Raw genomic sequence first — 17,189 nt, 5'->3', positions numbered from 1 at the left:
ACAGTGTGGCGCGCGCCACTGACAATCCCCGTCAGCGGCGGCGGGACCGGCCTTCGCCGTCCTCGTCGCCCCGCTGCGGACCGAGCAGCTCGTCCGCCAGGGACGGGAGGTCGTCCATCGGGGTCTCCTCGGCCCACGCCGGGCGGCCCCGCCTCGGACGACCGTCCTCGGCGACGACCGGGAGCTCGCGGGTGGCGTCGTTGCCGGAGTCCCGGAAGATGCCCGGCGGCACCCGGCCGGCGGGGTCGTCGTCCGGGCGCCGGCCGGTCGGCCGCTCGGCCGAGGCCCGCCGCCCCGCCGCCCCGGCGCCGGCCTCGGGCGCCGCGGCGTCCCCGCGCTCCGGACGTACGGGCGGCAGCACCGCCGTCTCGTCCGCCGCGCCGGCCGGACGTACGGGCGGCAGCACCGCGGTCTCCTCGACGGACGCCGGGTCGACCTTCGGCACCGGGACGGTCTGGGTCTCGTCGTCCGGCTGTACGACCCGCTTGACCATCCGGGTCTCGACGGTCACGGAGTCGTCCGGAAGCGGATCCTTCCGCATCGGCACCTTGGGAGCCGGAGCCGGAGCGGGAGCCGGAGCCGCCGGAGCGGGCGCCGGAGCTGCGGCCGCGGCGGCGGCCGCAGCATCGGCGGCGGCCTTCGCGGCAGCCGCTGCCGCCGCGGCCTCCGCCAGCCTGCGCGCCTCCTCGGCCCGCACCAGAGCCTCCTCGGCCCGGCGCTGCTTCTCCAGCCGGCGCTCCTCGGCCTCGGCGCGCAGCCGGGCCTCTTCCTCGGCCTGCCTGCGCAGCCGCTCGGCCTCCGCCGCGCGGGCCCTCTCCTCGGCCTCCGCGCGCAGCCGCTCGGCCTCGGCCCTGGCCCGGGCCTCCTCCTTGGCGCGCAGCCGCTCCTCCTCCGCCTTGCGGGCGGCCTCCTCCTCGGCCTTGACCCGGGCTTCCTCCGCCTCGCGGGCCTTGCGGGCCTCCTCCTCGGCGCGCAGCCGCTCCTCCTCCGCCTTCCGGGCGGCCTCCTCCTCAGCCTTGCGCTTCGCCTCTTCCACGGCGAGCCGGCGGGCCTCGATCTGCGCGGCCACCTCGGCCTCCGAGAGCGGAAGCATCCGGTCCAGGCGGTGGCGCACGACCGTGGACACCGACTCGGGGTCCTGGCCCGCGTCGACCACCAGGTAGCGCCCGGGGTCGGCGGCGGCCAGCGTCAGGAATCCGGCCCGCACCCGCTGGTGGAACTCCGCCGGCTCCGACTCCAGCCGGTCCGGGGCCTCGGTGAACCGCTCCCGCGCCGCCTCGGGCGACACGTCGAGCAGCACCGTCAGGTTCGGGACGAGCCCGCCGGTGGCCCAGCGCGAAATACGGGCGATCTCGGTCGGGGACAGGTCGCGCCCGGCGCCCTGGTAGGCGACCGAGGAGTCGATGTACCGGTCGGTGATGACGACGGCGCCGCGCTCCAGCGCGGGCCGGACCACCGTGTCCACGTGCTCCGCGCGGTCGGCGGCGTACAGCAGCGCCTCGGCGCGGTTGGACAGCCCGGCAGAGGACACGTCGAGCAGGATCGAGCGGAGCCGCTTGCCGACCGGGGTCGCCCCCGGCTCGCGCGTCACGACGACCTCGTGGCCCTTGCCCCGGATCCAGTCGGCGAGCGCCTGGACCTGCGTGGACTTGCCGGCCCCGTCACCGCCCTCCAGGGCGATGAAGAACCCGGCGTCGGAGGCGGCCTGCACCGGTTCCCCGCCGCGCAGCGCCTCGCGCAGGTCCCGGCGCAGCGGTACCCCGCCGCGGTCGTCACCCTTGATCAGTACGACCACGGCGACCGGCAGCAGCAGGGCGCCGACCAGCATCAGCGTGAAGGCCGCGCCGCCGTGCTCGAAGACGACCTCGCCGTCGCCCAGCCGGTGCGGGCCGATCAGCGCCGCCAGGACGGGGGCGAGGACGGCGCCCACGCCCACGGCCACGCGGACGACCGCCTGGAGGTGCTCGGTGACCCGGGCCCGGCGGAACTCCTCGGTCTCCTGGTCCAGCAGGGTGTGCCCGGTGTTGGCGACGACGCCCGCGGCGGTGCCGGCGAGCAGTGACAGGAACAGGACGGTCGCCGTGTCCGGGACCAGGCCGCTCAGCAGCAGCGCCAGCCCGGTCACCCCTATGGCGAGGGCCAGCAGCCGGCGCCGGGACAGGGCGGGCAGTACCTTCCCGGCCTGGGTGGCGCGGATACCGAGGCCGATACCGCCGATCAGGGCCAGCACCAGCAGGGCGAAGGAGGCCGGTCCGCCGCCCAGGTCGAAGGCGTGCAGGACGGCCACGGCGGCGGCGGAGGCCACGGCTCCGGCGACCGCCGCGCAGGCCAGGACGAGGAGCGGGACGGCTCCCGTACGCCCCTTCTCGGGCCGGTCGCCCACCTTGGGGGCGCGCAGGCCCTCCAGCGGGGAGCGCGGGCGCGGGGTCTTCGCACCGGGCAGCACCAGCGGCAGCAGCAGCGACACGGAGGCCGCGAACAGGCCGGCGGCCACGTACGAGCCGAGGGCGGCCTGGTTCGCGGCGAACCAGTCCACGCCGAGGCCGAGGGCCTTGCCGACCAGGGTCGCGGCGAGCAGTGCGGCGGCCGCGGCGGGCAGCGTCGCGAAAGCGGTACGCAGGGTCAGCCGGCGCAGCGCGTCCAGGTGGTCCGGCAGCGGCCGGACGGCTGCCCCCTCCAGCGGAGGTTCGGGCAGCAGGGCGGGCGCCGCGCTCTCCTTGGCCAGGGTCCACATCCGCTCGGCGGCGCCGGCGACGAAGACGGTGGCCAGCAGCGCGGTCAGCGCGTGGTCGGGGACCCAGTCGAGCCACAGCGGGGCGACGACGAACAGCGCGATGCGGACCCCGTCGGCGCCGACCATCGTCCAGCGGCGGTCGAGACGGCCGCCGGACTCCTTCGGGGCGAGGAGCTTGGCGAAGGGCCCGAGCAGGACCGCGCCGAAGGTGAGGGTGGCCAGGACCCGGACCCCGAAGACGGCCGCGACGGCGAGCGCCCAGCCCCGGTAGCCGTCGCCGAAGGTGCTTTCGGAGACGGCCGCCTGGAGCGAGAGCAGCACCAGGACCAGCAGGGCGAGGGCATCGCCGATGCCGCTCACCAGCTGGGCGCTCCACAGGCGGCGGAGTCTGGGTGTGCGCAGCAGGGCGCGCACCGCTCGCTCGCGGGAGTCCGCGGCTAGGGCTTCGTCGTAGGTGGGGTTCTCGGCGGCGGTCACGACCGTTGGCTGCTCGGCTCGCGTCATCCGCCCAGCCTATCCGCTGTGCTTGGCAGGTGCGGAGGCCTGTGGACAACCTCGGATGTGACCCCCGTCCCCCTTCCGACCTGCGCCTCGAACGCCGGCGGACCGGGCGGGCGGCGGCGGGGTCCCGGGGAACGCCCCGGGGCCCGTGCGGATCGCACGGGCCCCGGGGGCAACACTCGGGCGGAGGCGGCCCGGAGGCTACTCGTCCGCGGCGGCCGAGGCCGAGGCCGAGGCGGCCGCGGTCTTCTTCGCCGCCGCGGTCTTCGCCGTCGCCGTCTTGGCGGCCGTCTTCTTCGCGACGGCCTTCTTGGCGGTGGTCGTCTTCTTCGCGGCCGTCGCCTTCGTCGCCGTCGCCTTCTTGGCCGGGGCCTTCTTCGCCGGCGCCTTCTTCGCGGTCTTCTTCGCCGGGCCCTTCGCGCGCTTCTCGGCGAGCAGCTCGTAACCCCGCTCCGGCGTGATCGTCTCGACGTCGTCGTCCCGCCGCAGCGTCGCGTTCGTCTCGCCGTCCGTCACGTACGGCCCGAAGCGCCCGTCCTTGACGACGACCGGCTTCTCGCTGACCGGGTCCGTGCCCAGCTCCTTCAGCGGCGGCTTGGCCGCGGCCCGCCCGCGCTGCTTGGGCTGCGCGTAGATGGCGAGGGCCTCGTCCAGGGTGATCGAGAACAGCTGGTCTTCGGTCTCCAGCGACCGCGAGTCCGTGCCCTTCTTCAGGTACGGGCCGTAGCGGCCGTTCTGGGCCGTGATCTCCACGCCCTCGGCGTCCGCGCCCACCACGCGCGGCAGGGACATCAGCTTCAGCGCCTCGTCCAGCGTCACCGTGTCGAGGGTCATCGACTTGAACAGCGAGGCCGTCCGCGGCTTGACCGCGTTCTTGCCGGTCTTCGGCGTGCCCTCGGGCAGGATCTCCGTCACGTACGGCCCGTAGCGACCGTCCTTCGCGACGATTTCGTTCCCGCTCACCGGGTCCTTGCCCAGCTCGAACTCGCCGCTCGGCTTGGCGAACAGCTCCTCGGCGTACTCCACCGTCAGCTCGTCGGGCGCCAGGTCGTCCGGCACGTCGGCCCGCTGGTGGCCCTCCGCGTCCTTCTCGCCCCGCTCCACGTACGGCCCGTAGCGGCCGACGCGCAGCACGACGCCGTCACCGACCGGGAAGGAGGAGATCTCCCGGGCGTCGATCGCGCCCAGGTCCGTGACCAGTTCCTTCAGGCCGCCGAGGTGGTCGCCGTTGGCCGGTACGACCTCCGTCGCGTCCTCGGAGCCGAAGTAGAAGCGCTTCAGCCACGGCACGGACTGGGCCTCGCCCCGCGCGATGCGGTCGAGGTCGTCCTCCATCTTGGCGGTGAAGTCGTAGTCGACGAGCCGCCCGAAGTGCGTCTCCAGCAGGTTGACCACGGCGAACGACAGGAAGGACGGCACGAGCGCCGTGCCCTTCTTGAAGACGTACCCGCGGTCCAGGATCGTGCCGATGATCGACGCGTACGTCGACGGGCGGCCGATCTCGCGCTCTTCCAGCTCCTTGACCAGCGAGGCCTCGGTGTACCGGGCCGGCGGCTTGGTCGAGTGGCCGTCGGCGGTGATCTCCTCGGCGCTCAGCGCGTCGCCCTCGGCGACCTGCGGCAGCCGCTTCTCGCGGTCGTCGAGCTCGGCGTTCGGGTCGTCCGCGCCCTCGACGTAGGCCTTCATGAAGCCGTGGAAGGTGATCGTCTTGCCGGAGGCGCTGAACTCGGCGTCGCGCCCGTCCGAGGCCCGGCCGCCGATCTTCACGGTGACCGAGTTGCCGACGGCGTCCTTCATCTGGGAGGCGACGGTCCGCTTCCAGATCAGCTCGTACAGGCGGAACTGGTCGCCGGTCAGGCCGGTCTCGGCCGGGGTGCGGAAACGATCACCCGAAGGGCGGATCGCCTCGTGCGCCTCCTGCGCGTTCTTGACCTTGCCCGCGTAGACGCGCGGCTTCTCCGGCAGGTAGTCGGCCCCGTAGAGCTGCGTGACCTGCGCCCGGGCCGCCGAGACCGCGGTCTCGGACAGCGTCGTGGAGTCCGTACGCATATAGGTGATGAAGCCGTTCTCGTACAGCTTCTGCGCCACCTGCATGGTCGCCTTCGCACCGAAGCCCAGCTTGCGCGAGGCCTCCTGCTGGAGCGTCGTCGTGCGGAACGGGGCGTACGGGGAGCGGCGGTACGGCTTGGACTCGACCGAGCGGACGGCGAACGAGGTGTCCGCCAGCGCCGCGGCGAGCGCCCGCGCGTTCGCCTCGTCGAGGTGCAGCACCTCGCTCTTGAGCTGCCCGTTCGAGCCGAAGTCACGGCCCTGCGCGACGCGCTTGCCGTCCACCGTGTTCAGGCGGGCGACCAGCGTGGACGGGTCGGAGGCGTCACCGGCCCGGCCGGTGGAGAAGGTTCCGGTGAGGTCCCAGTACTCGGCGGTGCGGAAGGCGATGCGCTCGCGCTCCCGCTCGACGACGAGGCGGGTGGCCACCGACTGGACGCGGCCCGCCGACAGCTTCGGCATGACCTTCTTCCACAGGACCGGCGAGACCTCGTAGCCGTAGAGGCGGTCGAGGATGCGGCGGGTTTCCTGGGCGTCGACCATGCGCTGGTTCAGCTCGCGCGGGTTGGCGACGGCGTCGCGGATCGCGTCCTTGGTGATCTCGTGGAAGACCATCCGGTGGACGGGGACCTTGGGCTTGAGGACTTCCTGCAGGTGCCACGCGATGGCTTCGCCCTCGCGGTCCTCATCGGTGGCGAGGAAGAGTTCGTCGGACTCGGCCAGCAGCTCCTTGAGCTTCCTGACCTGGGCCTTCTTGTCGGCGTTGACGACGTAGATCGGCGCGAAGTCGTGCTCGACGTCGACGCCGAGACGGCGGACCTCGCCGGTGTACTTGTCGGGAACCTCGGCCGCGCCGCTCGGGAGGTCGCGGATGTGCCCGACGCTCGCCTCGACGACGTATCCGGGGCCGAGGTAGCCCTTGATCGTCTTCGCCTTGGCAGGGGACTCGACGATGACGAGTCGGCGGCCGCCCTTTGCGGTCTCGCTAGTCGGGGACAACTTGGCTCTTCTCTCCGGTCGGCACTCGGTCGCAGTACGGCGACGCTGCGGAGTGTGACGGTACAACCCGCCCCCGTGTCAAACGGCACAAGCCCGCAACGGCCACTCGAACGGTAACCCGACAAGTGCCACTTCTGCCGCCCCGATACCGTGCCGGGCCCGTCCCGATCACCGGGCCGAGTGGCCAAAGGGCCGTCTGGCCCCGCTCCCGGGCGGCCTCCGGAACTCCGGCGCGACTCGTTGTTCACTTCGACGCGCACGGCCGCGTCACAGCCGTGCGAGGCACCAGACGCCGAGGGCCAGGGCGGTCCCGCCGGCCAGTACGGCCAGCGGGACGGCCACGACGGGGCGCACGCCTTCAGCCACCGGCGCGCGATGGCGGACGCGCGCCCCCGTCCAGGCCAGCAGAGCGGCTCCGAACAGCAGGAACACGGCCGCCGCGAAGATCGCCGGACCGGTTTCCACGTTGCTCCCCTACCCCTGGGCCACTCCCGGGATCCCCCCGGATCCCGCCTGCCGACGAGCCTGACAGCCCCCGGGTAACAGCGGGCGAACCGTGGGTTACATCACGGTGCCGAGCGCTGCGCCGGGCCGCTCACGGGCTCCAGGAACCCCTGCTCCACGAGCATCCGGATCGCCTCCGGAGTGCGGTCGCGCAGCACCACCGGGTCCTCCTGCATCAGCTGGGCGATCGCGTCGAGAATCCGGCCCGCGCTGAGTGAGCCGTCGCACACTCCGGCGAATCCGGCGCCGACCGTGTCGACCTTGGTGGCGCGCCGCATGCCGCGGTTCTGCCGGAGCACCACGTGTTCCGGATCCTCCGCGCCGGGCGCGCCGACCTGCTCCTGGACGACCTCGGCGGCCAGCAGGAAGTGCCCGGACAGCAGGGCGGCGTCGTCATGGGCGCGCAGGTAGTCCTGGCGGGCGAAGTGCGCGAGGACGGCGTCGCCGAGCGGCTGCTCCACCGAGTGCGGCCACTCCTCGACGACGACCGAGGGCTCGGGCGCGTCGGTACGGCGCAGCGTGATCCAGCCGAAGCCGATGGCCTTGGTCTTGCTGGCCTCGAACTCGTCCAGCCAGTCCTCGTAGCGCCGCTGGTACTCGGCCGGGTCGGCGCGGTGGTCGCCCGCGTCGCGCAGCCACAGCTCTGCGTACTGCGTCACATCCTGCACGTCACGCTGCACGATCCACGCGTCACAGCCGCGCGGCACCCAGGAGCGGACCCGGTCGTGCCAGTCCTCGCCCTCCACGTGCTGCCAGTTGCCGAGGAACTGCGCGTACCCGCCGGGGTTGAGGTGCGCGCCGGCCTCCTGGACCAGCGTCCGGCACAGGTCGTCGCCGCTCATGCCGCCGTCCCGGTACGTCAGCCGGGCGCCGGGCGAGATCACGAAGGGCGGGTTGGACACGATGAGGTCGTACGTCGCGTCGCCGACGGGCTCGAAGAGCGACCCGGCGAGCAGCTCGGCCTCGGGCGCCCCGGAGAGCGCCAGCGTGAGGCGGGTGAATTCCAGGGCCCTGGGGTTGACATCGGTGGCGGTGACCCGGGTGGCGTGGTGGGCGGCGTGCAGGGCCTGGATGCCGGATCCGGTGCCGAGGTCCAGCGCGGTGGCGACCGGCACGCGGACGGTGATCCCGGCCAGTGTGGTGGAGGCGCCGCCGACGCCGAGGACCACGGCAGTGCCCGGCTGACGCCCCCGGCTGCCGATCCCGCCGGCCCCGCCGACGGCGCAGCCGAGGTCCGAGACGATGAACCAGTCCTCGCCGTCCGGGCCGCCGTACGGGCGCACGTCCACCGTGGCGTGCACCTCGTCGCCCTCGCGCCGCAGCCACCCGTCGGCGAGCGCGGCCTCCACGGGCAGGGCGCCGGCGGCGTGCGCGTACGGAGCGGGCTGCTGGAGCAGGAACAGCCGGACCAGCGTCGCGAGCGGGCTGTCCCCGCCGACGCGCGTGGCGCGCAGGGCGGGGACCGTCTCGCTCCGGGCCAGGGCGGCGTAGGCGGGGGCGCCGAGCAGGTCGAGCAGCCCGTCGGCGGTGAAGCCGGCGGAGAGCAGGGCCCCGCGGAGTTCGGCGGCGTGTTCGGGCGAGGGGAGGCTGGTGGTACTCACGCCTCCATTGTGTCCGCTGCCCCCGACAATCGCCGCGCCCTCCACGCCGCCACCGCTCGCGGCGGTAGTCGCGGCCGTAGTTGCGCACCGCACCATGCCGCCGCCGCCCGGCCGGCGCCGCGCCCGGCCGCGCGGGAGTCGGCCCCCGGCGCGCGTCAGGGCGGCGCGGGGTCCGCTGGGGACCCCGGCCGCCCTGGTCGACGTACCGCGGGAGCCGTGGGCTACTTCGGCGAGGCGACCACGGTGACCTGGCAGCCCTTCTGGCTGTTCATCACCTTGTCCAGGCCGCCCGCCTTCAGCTTGGCGAGCGCCTCCTCGCCGCCCTTGGTGGCCTCGGCGAGGCCGTTGGCCACGTCCTTGAGCCCCTCGGCGAACTTGTTCTGGTCCTTGACGTCGAGGGCGTCCACCTTCGCCTTCAGGTCCGCGTACCCCTTGGAGGTGTCCGCGAAGCCCTTCACGGCGGCGTCCTGGGTCGCCTGGCCCTCCTTGGCCGGCGGCACCCCCGCCCCCGTCAGAGCGGCGCCCATCGTCTTGTACGAGTCGGACATGGTCTGGAAGGCCTCGGAGTCCGTCTTCTGGACCTCCTCGGGCTTGTTGCTCTCCGAGGACACGCGCTTGATGTCCGCGTTGGCCGTCTCGATCTTCCTCAGCTCAGGCTGCCAGGCATCGCAGACCTTCTTGGCCCAGGCCTCGGCCTTCTTGTCACTGTCGTCGCCGCCGCACCCGGACAGGACGAGCATCAGTACCGCACCGCCGGATACTGCGGCCGCAATCTTCTTGTTCACCGGGTTGGTCCCTTCGAAGGCTCTCGGCCGGAAGATACACGCCCTCGATCGGGCCACGCGGAAAGGCGGACGGACGGCGCGTCTGTCCGCGCCGCCTGTCCGCCGTTCGGTCGTACCCTGGCTCCGGTGGTCCTACGGTCAGGAAACGACCGCCGGGTCGGCCGGCTGGGCCACCCGCTCGGCGTTCGCGCCCTCGCCCTCGGCGTCGTCCCCGACCGCGATGCCGCGGCGCTTGGAGACGTACACCGCGCCGACGATGACGCCGATGGCGACGACCGCGACGATCGCACGTACGGTCGCGCTGGTGTCCGGGCCGTAGCTGAACTGCACGATGGCCGGGGCGATCAGCAGCGCCACCAGGTTCATGACCTTGAGCAGCGGGTTGATCGCGGGGCCCGCGGTGTCCTTGAACGGGTCGCCGACCGTGTCGCCGATGACGGTCGCGGCGTGGGCCTCGCTTCCCTTGCCGCCGTGGTGGCCGTCCTCGACGAGCTTCTTGGCGTTGTCCCACGCGCCGCCGGAGTTCGCGAGGAACACCGCCATCAGGGTGCCGGTGCCGATGGCGCCCGCGAGGAACGAGCCGAGCGCGCCGACGCCGAGGGAGAAGCCGACGGCGATCGGGGTGAGGACGGCGAGCAGGCCGGGCGTGGCGAGCTCGCGCAGCGCGTCCTTGGTGCAGATGTCCACGACGCGCCCGTACTCGGGCTTCTCGGAGTAGTCCATGATCCCGGGGTGCTCGCGGAACTGGCGGCGCACCTCGTAGACGACGGCGCCCGCGGAGCGGGAGACGGCGTTGATCGCGAGCCCGGAGAACAGGAACACGACGGCCGCGCCGAGGATCAGCCCGACCAGGTTGTTGGGCTGGGCGATGTCCAGGCTGAGGTTCATCTCCCCGGCCTTGGCGCCGACCTGCTTGACCGCGGTGGCGATGGCGTCGTTGTACGAGCCGAAGAGCGCGGCCGCGGCGAGCACGGCGGTGGCGATGGCGATGCCCTTGGTGATGGCCTTGGTGGTGTTGCCGACCGCGTCGAGGTCGGTCAGGACCTGCGCCCCGGCGCCCTCGACGTCACCGGACATCTCGGCGATGCCCTGGGCGTTGTCGGAGACGGGCCCGAAGGTGTCCATGGCGACGATGACGCCGACGGTGGTCAGCAGGCCGGTGCCGGCCAGGGCCACCGCGAAGAGTGCCAGCATGATCGAGGTGCCGCCGAGCAGGAACGCCCCGTAGACGCCGAGGCCGATGAGCAGCGCCGTGTAGACGGCGGACTCCAGGCCGACCGAGATGCCGGCGAGGACGACGGTGGCCGCGCCGGTCAGGGACGACTTGCCGATGTCCCGGACGGGACGGCGGGTGGTCTCGGTGAAGTAGCCGGTCAGCTGCTGGATCAGGGCGGCGAGCACGATGCCGATGGCCACGGCGACCAGGGCCAGGATCCGCGGGTCTCCGGAGTGGTTGGAGATCGCGGCGTCCTCGACGCCGATGAGCTCCTTGTAGGTGGCCGGCAGGTAGGCGTAGACGGCGACCGCGACCAGCGCCAGGGAGATCACGGCGGAGATGAAGAAGCCGCGGTTGATGGCGGTCATCCCACTGCGGTCGGAGCGGCGCGGGGAGACCGCGAAGATGCCGATCATGGCCGTGACGACGCCGATCGCGGGGACGATCAGCGGGAAGGCGAGGCCGAGGTCGCCGAAGGCGACCTTGCCGAGGATCAGCGCGGCCACGAGCGTGACGGCGTACGACTCGAAGAGGTCGGCCGCCATCCCGGCGCAGTCGCCGACGTTGTCGCCCACGTTGTCGGCGATGGTCGCGGCATTGCGCGGATCGTCCTCCGGAATGCCCTGCTCGACCTTGCCGACCAGGTCGGCGCCGACGTCGGCGGCCTTGGTGAAGATGCCGCCGCCGACACGCATGAACATCGCGATCAGCGCGGCGCCGAGGCCGAAGCCCTCCAGGACCTTGGGGGCGTCCGCGGCGTAGACCAGGACGACGCAGGAGGCGCCGAGCAGACCGAGGCCGACGGTGAACATGCCGACCACGCCGCCCGTGCGGAAGGCGATCTTCATCGCCTTGTGGGACACCTCGGTCAGGTCCTTGGCGGGCTCGCCCTCGGCCGGAGTGGCCTCGCGGGCCGCGGCGGCGACGCGGACGTTGGCGCGGACCGCGAGCCGCATGCCGATGTAGCCGGTGGCGGCGGAGAAGAGCGCGCCGACGAGGAAGAAGGCGGACCGGCCGGCCCGCTGCGTCCAGTCGTCGGCGGGGAGCAGGAAGAGCAGGAAGAAGACCACGACGGCGAAGACGCCGAGGGTGCGCAGCTGCCGGCCGAGGTAGGCGTTGGCGCCTTCCTGGACGGCCGCGGCGATCTTCTTCATCGCATCGGTTCCCTCGTCGGCGGCGAGCACCTGGCGGACCAGGATCTGCGCGACGACGAGTGCGGCGAGTGCGACCGCCGCAATGACGATCACGATGAGCCGATTGTCATCAGTGAGTACTGCGGCTGCCAGATCTGAGTTACCGACCGGCGCGTTGGGGGTGAAGAGCCCCGTCATTCGTCCTCCTTGACGTGATGAGCTCAAGATGTGGACGGATTGTAGGGAGCGCGCCCCGATCAAAACAGTGCGCGGGAAACGGAATTGGCCTGCTCTTGCTCCTCAGCAATAGATCGCGTCACTCCATTACCCCCGAAAGTGGTAATGGGGCAAAAGCATTGACGCTTGATCAATTTCCGGAAAAGGGCGCGCGGGAGCATGGAAAAGGCCCTGCTCGAAGGTACTCGGCAGGGCCTTGACAGGGTCTTGAATAAGATCAAAAGAAGATCAGACCGTACGAGAAGAGACGCGCGGGCACGGCGAAAGTCCCGGCTCCCCTCCCGTTGGCGCGCAGGCGCCACTTCGGCGAGAGGGCCGAGCTAGGCCACTCCGAGGAGAGGACCGGGCTAGGCGACGTCGGACGCGCCGGCCACCGGCCAGCTCATCTTGATGGTCCCACCCGACTCTCCGGTGGTCACCTCGACGTCGTCGACGAGCCCGCTGATCACCGCGAGGCCCATCTCGTCCTCGCCCTCGATGTCCGGGTCGAGGACGGCGGCGATGCCCGGCACGGACTCGGCCGCACCGGGCACCCCGTCACCGACCTCGATGGAGAAGGTCTTCTCCTCCTCCGTCAACACCACCCGGACGGGCGCGAGCAGACCGTTGACGCGGTGCAGTCCGACGGCACGCGAGCAGGCCTCGCCCACGGCGAGGCGGACCTCGTCGAGCAGGGCCTCCTCCACGCCTGCCCGGCGCGCCACGGCGGCCGCGACCAGGCGGGCCGTCCGGACGTGTTCGGGCTGGGCGCTGAAGCGCAGTTCAACGGTGGCCATGCGCGTCCCCCTCGGACTACGGGCGTGCCTTGACAGGGGCCCGGACCGACCGACGGTCCGGTACCCCTGCTCCTGACGTTCAGGAGCCGTCAGTCTGTGGCGTTCACGGCGTCTTCCACCGTGGTGTGGATCGGGAACACCTTGGTCAGACCGGTGATCCGGAAGATCTTCAGGATGCGCTCCTGGTTGCACACCAGACGCAGCGAGCCCTCGTGCGCGCGAACGCGCTTGAGGCCTCCCACGAGCACACCGAGGCCGGTGGAGTCGAGGAAGTCCACTCGCTCCATGTCGACAACCAAGTGGTAGCTGCCGTCGTTCACCAACTCGACCAACTGCTCGCGCAGCTTGGGCGCGGTATACACATCAATCTCGCCACCGACCTCCACGACCGTACGGTCGCCGACAGTGCGAGTCGACAGGGACAGGTCCACGGATCCTCCAGCACCTTGCTATCGAGCGGCGCCCCCCAGGGGCCTCCCCACCCGAAGGTGGGCGAGGGATTGGCTGCCGCGATGGCATTCAATCACTTACCGGCAGGCGCGCACGACGCCTTGGGACCATTGTCCCGCACGCCAGTGACACACTCGGTTCCAATGGCCAACACTCACCGCCCCGGTCCGCCCACGGTACCGGCGGACCCTCGACCCGCCCCGGGCACGGTTCTGGACCGGCTCTCACGGGGGCCTTCCCGAGCTGCGCGCATCACCCATACGGAGCACTTGCCCCCTCGGGCGGGTCGTCATGCAGTCTGGCCCGACCGCATCCGAACGGATGTAGTAGCCGCCATTCGGGCCGCCGGGATCGAACACCCGTGGGAACACCAGGCCGCGGCCGCCGAGCACGCCCTCGACGGCGAGTCCGTGGTCGTCGCCACCGGCACCGCCTCGGGCAAGTCGCTGGCCTATCTGGCCCCCGTGCTCTCCGCCCTCGCCGACGGCGCCGAAGCCCCCAACGGGCGGGGCGCGACCGCCCTGTACCTGGCCCCCACCAAGGCCCTCGCGGCCGACCAGCGGCGCGCCGTACGGGAACTGGCCGCCCCGCTCGGGAACGCCGTCCGGCCCGCCGTCTACGACGGGGACACGCCGTTCGAGGAACGCGAATGGGTGCGCCAGTACGCCAACTACGTCCTGACCAACCCCGACATGCTGCACCGGGGGATCCTGCCCGCCCACCCCCGCTGGGCCTCGTTCCTCAAGGCCCTGCGGTACGTCGTCATCGACGAATGCCACACCTACCGGGGAGTATTCGGCTCCCACGTCGCCCAGGTGCTGCGCCGGCTGCGGCGGCTGTGCGCCCGCTACGGCTCCGATCCCGTGTTCCTGCTGGCCTCCGCCACCGCGAGCGACCCGGCGGCCGCCGCGTCCCGGCTGACCGGGGTGCCGGTCACCGAGGTGGCCGACGACGCCTCGCCGCGCGGGGAGGTGGTCTTCGCCCTGTGGGAGCCGCCGCTGCTGACCGAGCTGCGCGGCGAGAAGGGCGCACCGGTGCGCCGCACGGCCACCGCCGAGACCGCCGACCTGCTGACCGACCTGGTGGTCCAGGGCGTCCGGACGGTCGCCTTCGTCCGCTCCCGGCGCGGCGCCGAGCTGATCGCCGTGATCGCCCAGGAGCGGCTCGCCGAGGTGGACCGCTCCCTGCCCGGGCGTGTCGCGGCCTACCGGGGCGGCTACCTGCCCGAGGAGCGCCGGGCCCTGGAGCGGGCCCTGCACTCCGGCGAGCTGCTGGGCCTGGCCGCGACCACCGCCCTGGAGCTGGGCGTGGACGTCTCCGGCCTGGACGCCGTGCTGATCACCGGCTACCCGGGCACCCGGGCCTCCCTGTGGCAGCAGGCGGGCCGCGCCGGACGGTCCGGGCAGGGCGCCCTGGCCGTCCTGGTCGCCCGGGACGATCCGCTGGACACCTACCTGGTCCACCACCCCGAGGCGCTGTTCCGGCAGCCCGTGGAAGCCACCGTCCTGGACCCGGACAACCCGTACGTCCTGGCCCCGCACCTGTGCGCGGCCGCCGCCGAGCTGCCCCTGACGGAGCCGGACCTCGCCCTGTTCGGCCCGGCCGCGCGGGAGCTGCTGCCGCAGCTGGAGGCCGCGAAACTGCTCCGCCGCCGGGCCACCGCCTGGCACTGGACCCGGCGGGAGCGGGCCTGCGACCTCACCGACATCCGGGGCGGCGGGGGCCGCCCGGTGCAGATCGTCGAGGCCGCCACCGGGCGGCTGCTCGGCACGGTCGACGGGGACGCCGCGCACACCGCCGTCCACGACGGCGCCGTCCACCTCCACCAGGGCCGCACCTACCTGGTGAAACACCTGGACCTGGAGGACTCCGTCGCGCTGGTCGAGGAGGCCAGCCCGCCGTTCTCCACCACGGCCCGGGACACCACCGCCATCTCCGTCCTGGAGACCGACTCCGAGATCCCCTGGGGCCAGGGCAGGCTCTGCTTCGGCTCCGTCGAGGTGACCAACCAGGTCGTCTCGTACCTGCGGCGCAAGCTGATCACCGGCGAGGTGCTCGGCGAGGCCAAGCTGGACCTGCCGCCGCGCACCCTGCGCACCCGGGCCGTGTGGTGGACGGTCACCGAGGACCAGCTCGACGAGGCCCGGATCAACCCGGAGATCCTCGGCGGGGCGCTGCACGCCGCCGAACACGCCTCCATCGGCCTGCTGCCGCTGTTCGCCACCTGCGACCGCTGGGACATCGGCGGCGTCTCCGTGCCGCTCCACCCGGACACCCTCCTTCCGACGGTCTTCGTCTACGACGGCCACCCCGGCGGCGCCGGCTTCGCGGAGCGGGGCTTCCACACGGCCCGCGCCTGGCTGACCGCGACCCGGGACGCCATCGCCGCCTGCGAATGCGAGGCCGGCTGCCCTTCGTGCATCCAGTCCCCCAAATGCGGCAACGGCAACGACCCCCTGCACAAACGCGGCGCCATCCGCCTCCTCACCCGCCTCCTCTCCGAAGCCCCACCCCCCACCTCCGACACCCCGCAGTAGCCCCTCCGCCCCACCGTTCACGCCTCGGCCGCGCCGACGCGAAGCCGGTCCGGGGCCCGGTGTCGACGCGAAGCCAGACCGAACCCGGTGCCGACACGGAGCCGGTCCGGGGCCCGGCGCCGACGCGAAGCCAGACCGAACCCGGTGCCGACACGGAGCCAGGCCCGGGTCGACCCAGGGCCCGGCCGGGCCCGGTGCCGACGCTGTGCGGCCTCGTGGGGCCCGGATCCCGGACCGGCCCCCACGAGGCCGCACACGACGCGTACGCGCCGTCCGAGGACCACCGAGGCCCCGCTATCCGGACACCGGCTGCCCGGCCCGCTCAGGCGTGCGAGGGCTCGCCTGGGCCCCCATCCGGCGCGAGTCACCGCGCGGCCCCGCCGCCGGCCCCGGCGGGAGTCGCCCGCGAGGTCCAGCCAGCGCTCCCGGCGGAAGCCGCCACGAGGTCCAGCCAGCGCTCCCGCCGGTAGGACCACGCGGACCTGCCGCCAGTCCCGGCGGGACCTGTGCCCCCTGGAGCACGCCGGACCGCAGGGCCGACGGACGCGGGGGCCCGGGCGGAGCACGGGGCGTCGGTGCGGCCGGGCCCGGGCCGTTACTCGGAGGGCGGCAGGGGAGGGCCCGCGCGGGCGCTGATCCTGGGGGCGAACGGGCCGGCCGGGGCACGGGCCGAGATCTCCGCGACCTCGCCCCGCAGGGTGCAGGCCGTCACGGTCGCCCCCTGGGCCCCGGCGACCCGTATCGCCGTGGCACACGCGGCCTCGGGGCCGTGCGCCCAGCGCGCCGCCGCCGCGAGCGCCGCCAGGTCGGCTGCGGACGCGGCCCGGTGCCGCGCGACCACCGCCTGTCCGAGCAGCAGCACGCCCCCGAACACCGCCACCAACCCCGTGGCCACGACCAGCCCCCACACCGTCGCCGACCCCCGGTCCGCCCCGATCCGCACCGGCCTCGGGACCCGTCCGCGGCGGCGTCGCCAGTCCCGCACCCGGTCCCGGCAGGCGCGTCGGGGCTGCGGCGGAATTGGCGGGCAATCTCCGGTGGGGACGTTGGGCCGGATGGGGGTCTGGGCCCGGGAGCGGGTCATGGCGGGGGCCCTACGATGTCCTCCGCCAGGGCGACCGCCAGCGCGCCGAGACGGATCGGGAGGCCGCGCGGGCCGGGTGGGGGCGCCGTCACGCGGACCCGCCACAGGTCGCCGGACCGCTCCAGCGCCACCTCCGCCCCCGGCGGGGCGGCGGCCTTCGCCGCCGCCACCGCGGTGTCCCCCGGCTCCGAACGGGCCGCCGCCCGCGCACCGGCCCGCGCCGCGTCCACGCACCGGATCTGCGCGGCGGCCGCCATGAGCGCCCACACCAGCAGCGCCGCGAACAGCACCAGGGCCGGGATCACCAGAGCCGCCTCGGCCGTCACATATCCCCGGTCACCGGCCGGGCCCATTCGTTCCCGGCGCCGCTGCGGGGTCTTCTCAGAACGGCACATCGAGCGCCTTCCCGATGGTCGACTGAAGTGCCGTGGAGACCACCTCACTTGTCACCACCTTGTACAGAACGGCGGCGAACGCACACGCCGCGATCGTGCCCATGGCGTATTCCGAAGTGGACATCCCCGCGTCGCTCCGGCGACCGCTCAGCGCCGCCCGCACACGAAACCAGATGATCCTCATGTCA

At 73.1% G+C, this 17,189-nt stretch carries 12 protein-coding genes; 1 reads left to right on the top strand and 11 read right to left on the bottom strand.

Features of this window, described 5'->3' with window-relative positions; all coding sequences use genetic code 11:
* Nucleotides 1-31: 31 nt before the first annotated feature.
* The 8 genes from tmk to bldG all read right to left on the bottom strand — a co-directional run bounded on the left by tmk (nt 32) and on the right by bldG (nt 12,966).
* Nucleotides 32-3,238: a dTMP kinase gene (gene tmk, locus EES41_RS20250; RefSeq protein ID WP_123079777.1), complete on the bottom strand. Its 3,207-nt coding sequence runs from the start codon at nt 3,236-3,238 to the stop codon at nt 32-34.
* A 198-nt stretch (nt 3,239-3,436) separates the two neighbouring features.
* Nucleotides 3,437-6,283 (bottom strand): type I DNA topoisomerase, encoded by a 2,847-nt coding sequence (gene topA / locus EES41_RS20245; protein ID WP_123079776.1) that lies wholly within the window; start codon nt 6,281-6,283, stop codon nt 3,437-3,439.
* A 267-nt stretch (nt 6,284-6,550) separates the two neighbouring features.
* Nucleotides 6,551-6,748 carry a hypothetical protein gene (locus tag EES41_RS20240; RefSeq protein WP_008743042.1) on the bottom strand — a complete coding sequence of 66 codons (198 nt, stop codon included), beginning with the start codon at nt 6,746-6,748 and terminating at the stop codon, nt 6,551-6,553.
* Nucleotides 6,749-6,849: 101 nt separating this feature from the next.
* The gene (locus tag EES41_RS20235) at nt 6,850-8,388 is read right to left on the bottom strand and encodes a methyltransferase (RefSeq protein ID WP_123079775.1); all 1,539 of its coding nucleotides are present in this window, start codon (nt 8,386-8,388) and stop codon (nt 6,850-6,852) included.
* A 221-nt stretch (nt 8,389-8,609) separates the two neighbouring features.
* The gene (locus tag EES41_RS20230) at nt 8,610-9,173 is read right to left on the bottom strand and encodes a small secreted protein (RefSeq protein WP_123079774.1); all 564 of its coding nucleotides are present in this window, start codon (nt 9,171-9,173) and stop codon (nt 8,610-8,612) included.
* Nucleotides 9,174-9,311: 138 nt separating this feature from the next.
* Nucleotides 9,312-11,720 (bottom strand): sodium-translocating pyrophosphatase, encoded by a 2,409-nt coding sequence (locus EES41_RS20225; RefSeq protein ID WP_123079773.1) that lies wholly within the window; start codon nt 11,718-11,720, stop codon nt 9,312-9,314.
* 386 nt (nt 11,721-12,106) lie between these two features.
* On the bottom strand, nt 12,107-12,535 hold the full coding sequence (locus EES41_RS20220; protein WP_008743038.1) for an ATP-binding protein: 429 nt from the start codon (nt 12,533-12,535) through the stop codon (nt 12,107-12,109).
* Nucleotides 12,536-12,624: 89 nt separating this feature from the next.
* Nucleotides 12,625-12,966 carry an anti-sigma factor antagonist BldG gene (bldG, locus tag EES41_RS20215; protein WP_008743037.1) on the bottom strand — a complete coding sequence of 114 codons (342 nt, stop codon included), beginning with the start codon at nt 12,964-12,966 and terminating at the stop codon, nt 12,625-12,627.
* 81 nt (nt 12,967-13,047) lie between these two features.
* Here bldG and EES41_RS20210 point away from each other — a divergent pair, with 81 nt between their 5' ends.
* Nucleotides 13,048-15,522: a DEAD/DEAH box helicase gene (locus EES41_RS20210; RefSeq protein ID WP_123079772.1), complete on the top strand. Its 2,475-nt coding sequence runs from the start codon at nt 13,048-13,050 to the stop codon at nt 15,520-15,522.
* Between the two features lie 595 nt (nt 15,523-16,117).
* On the opposite strand, the gene EES41_RS43090 is transcribed toward EES41_RS20210, so the two are convergent.
* The 3 genes from EES41_RS43090 to EES41_RS20195 all read right to left on the bottom strand — a co-directional run bounded on the left by EES41_RS43090 (nt 16,118) and on the right by EES41_RS20195 (nt 17,185).
* On the bottom strand, nt 16,118-16,465 hold the full coding sequence (locus tag EES41_RS43090; protein WP_302186189.1) for an Rv3654c family TadE-like protein: 348 nt from the start codon (nt 16,463-16,465) through the stop codon (nt 16,118-16,120).
* Between the two features lie 137 nt (nt 16,466-16,602).
* The gene (locus EES41_RS20200) at nt 16,603-17,001 is read right to left on the bottom strand and encodes a TadE family type IV pilus minor pilin (protein ID WP_123079770.1); all 399 of its coding nucleotides are present in this window, start codon (nt 16,999-17,001) and stop codon (nt 16,603-16,605) included.
* A complete protein-coding gene (locus EES41_RS20195) occupies nt 16,988-17,185 on the bottom strand; it encodes a DUF4244 domain-containing protein (protein WP_123079769.1) in 198 nt (65 codons plus the stop codon). The genes EES41_RS20200 and EES41_RS20195 overlap by 14 nt, the downstream gene beginning before the upstream one ends.
* Nucleotides 17,186-17,189 lie beyond the last annotated feature (4 nt).

Origin of the sequence: Streptomyces sp. ADI95-16 (assembly GCF_003721495.1) — a bacterium.
Classification (GTDB): Bacteria; Actinomycetota; Actinomycetes; order Streptomycetales; family Streptomycetaceae; genus Streptomyces; species Streptomyces goshikiensis.
This window is presented reverse-complemented; position numbering and strand designations above follow the sequence as displayed.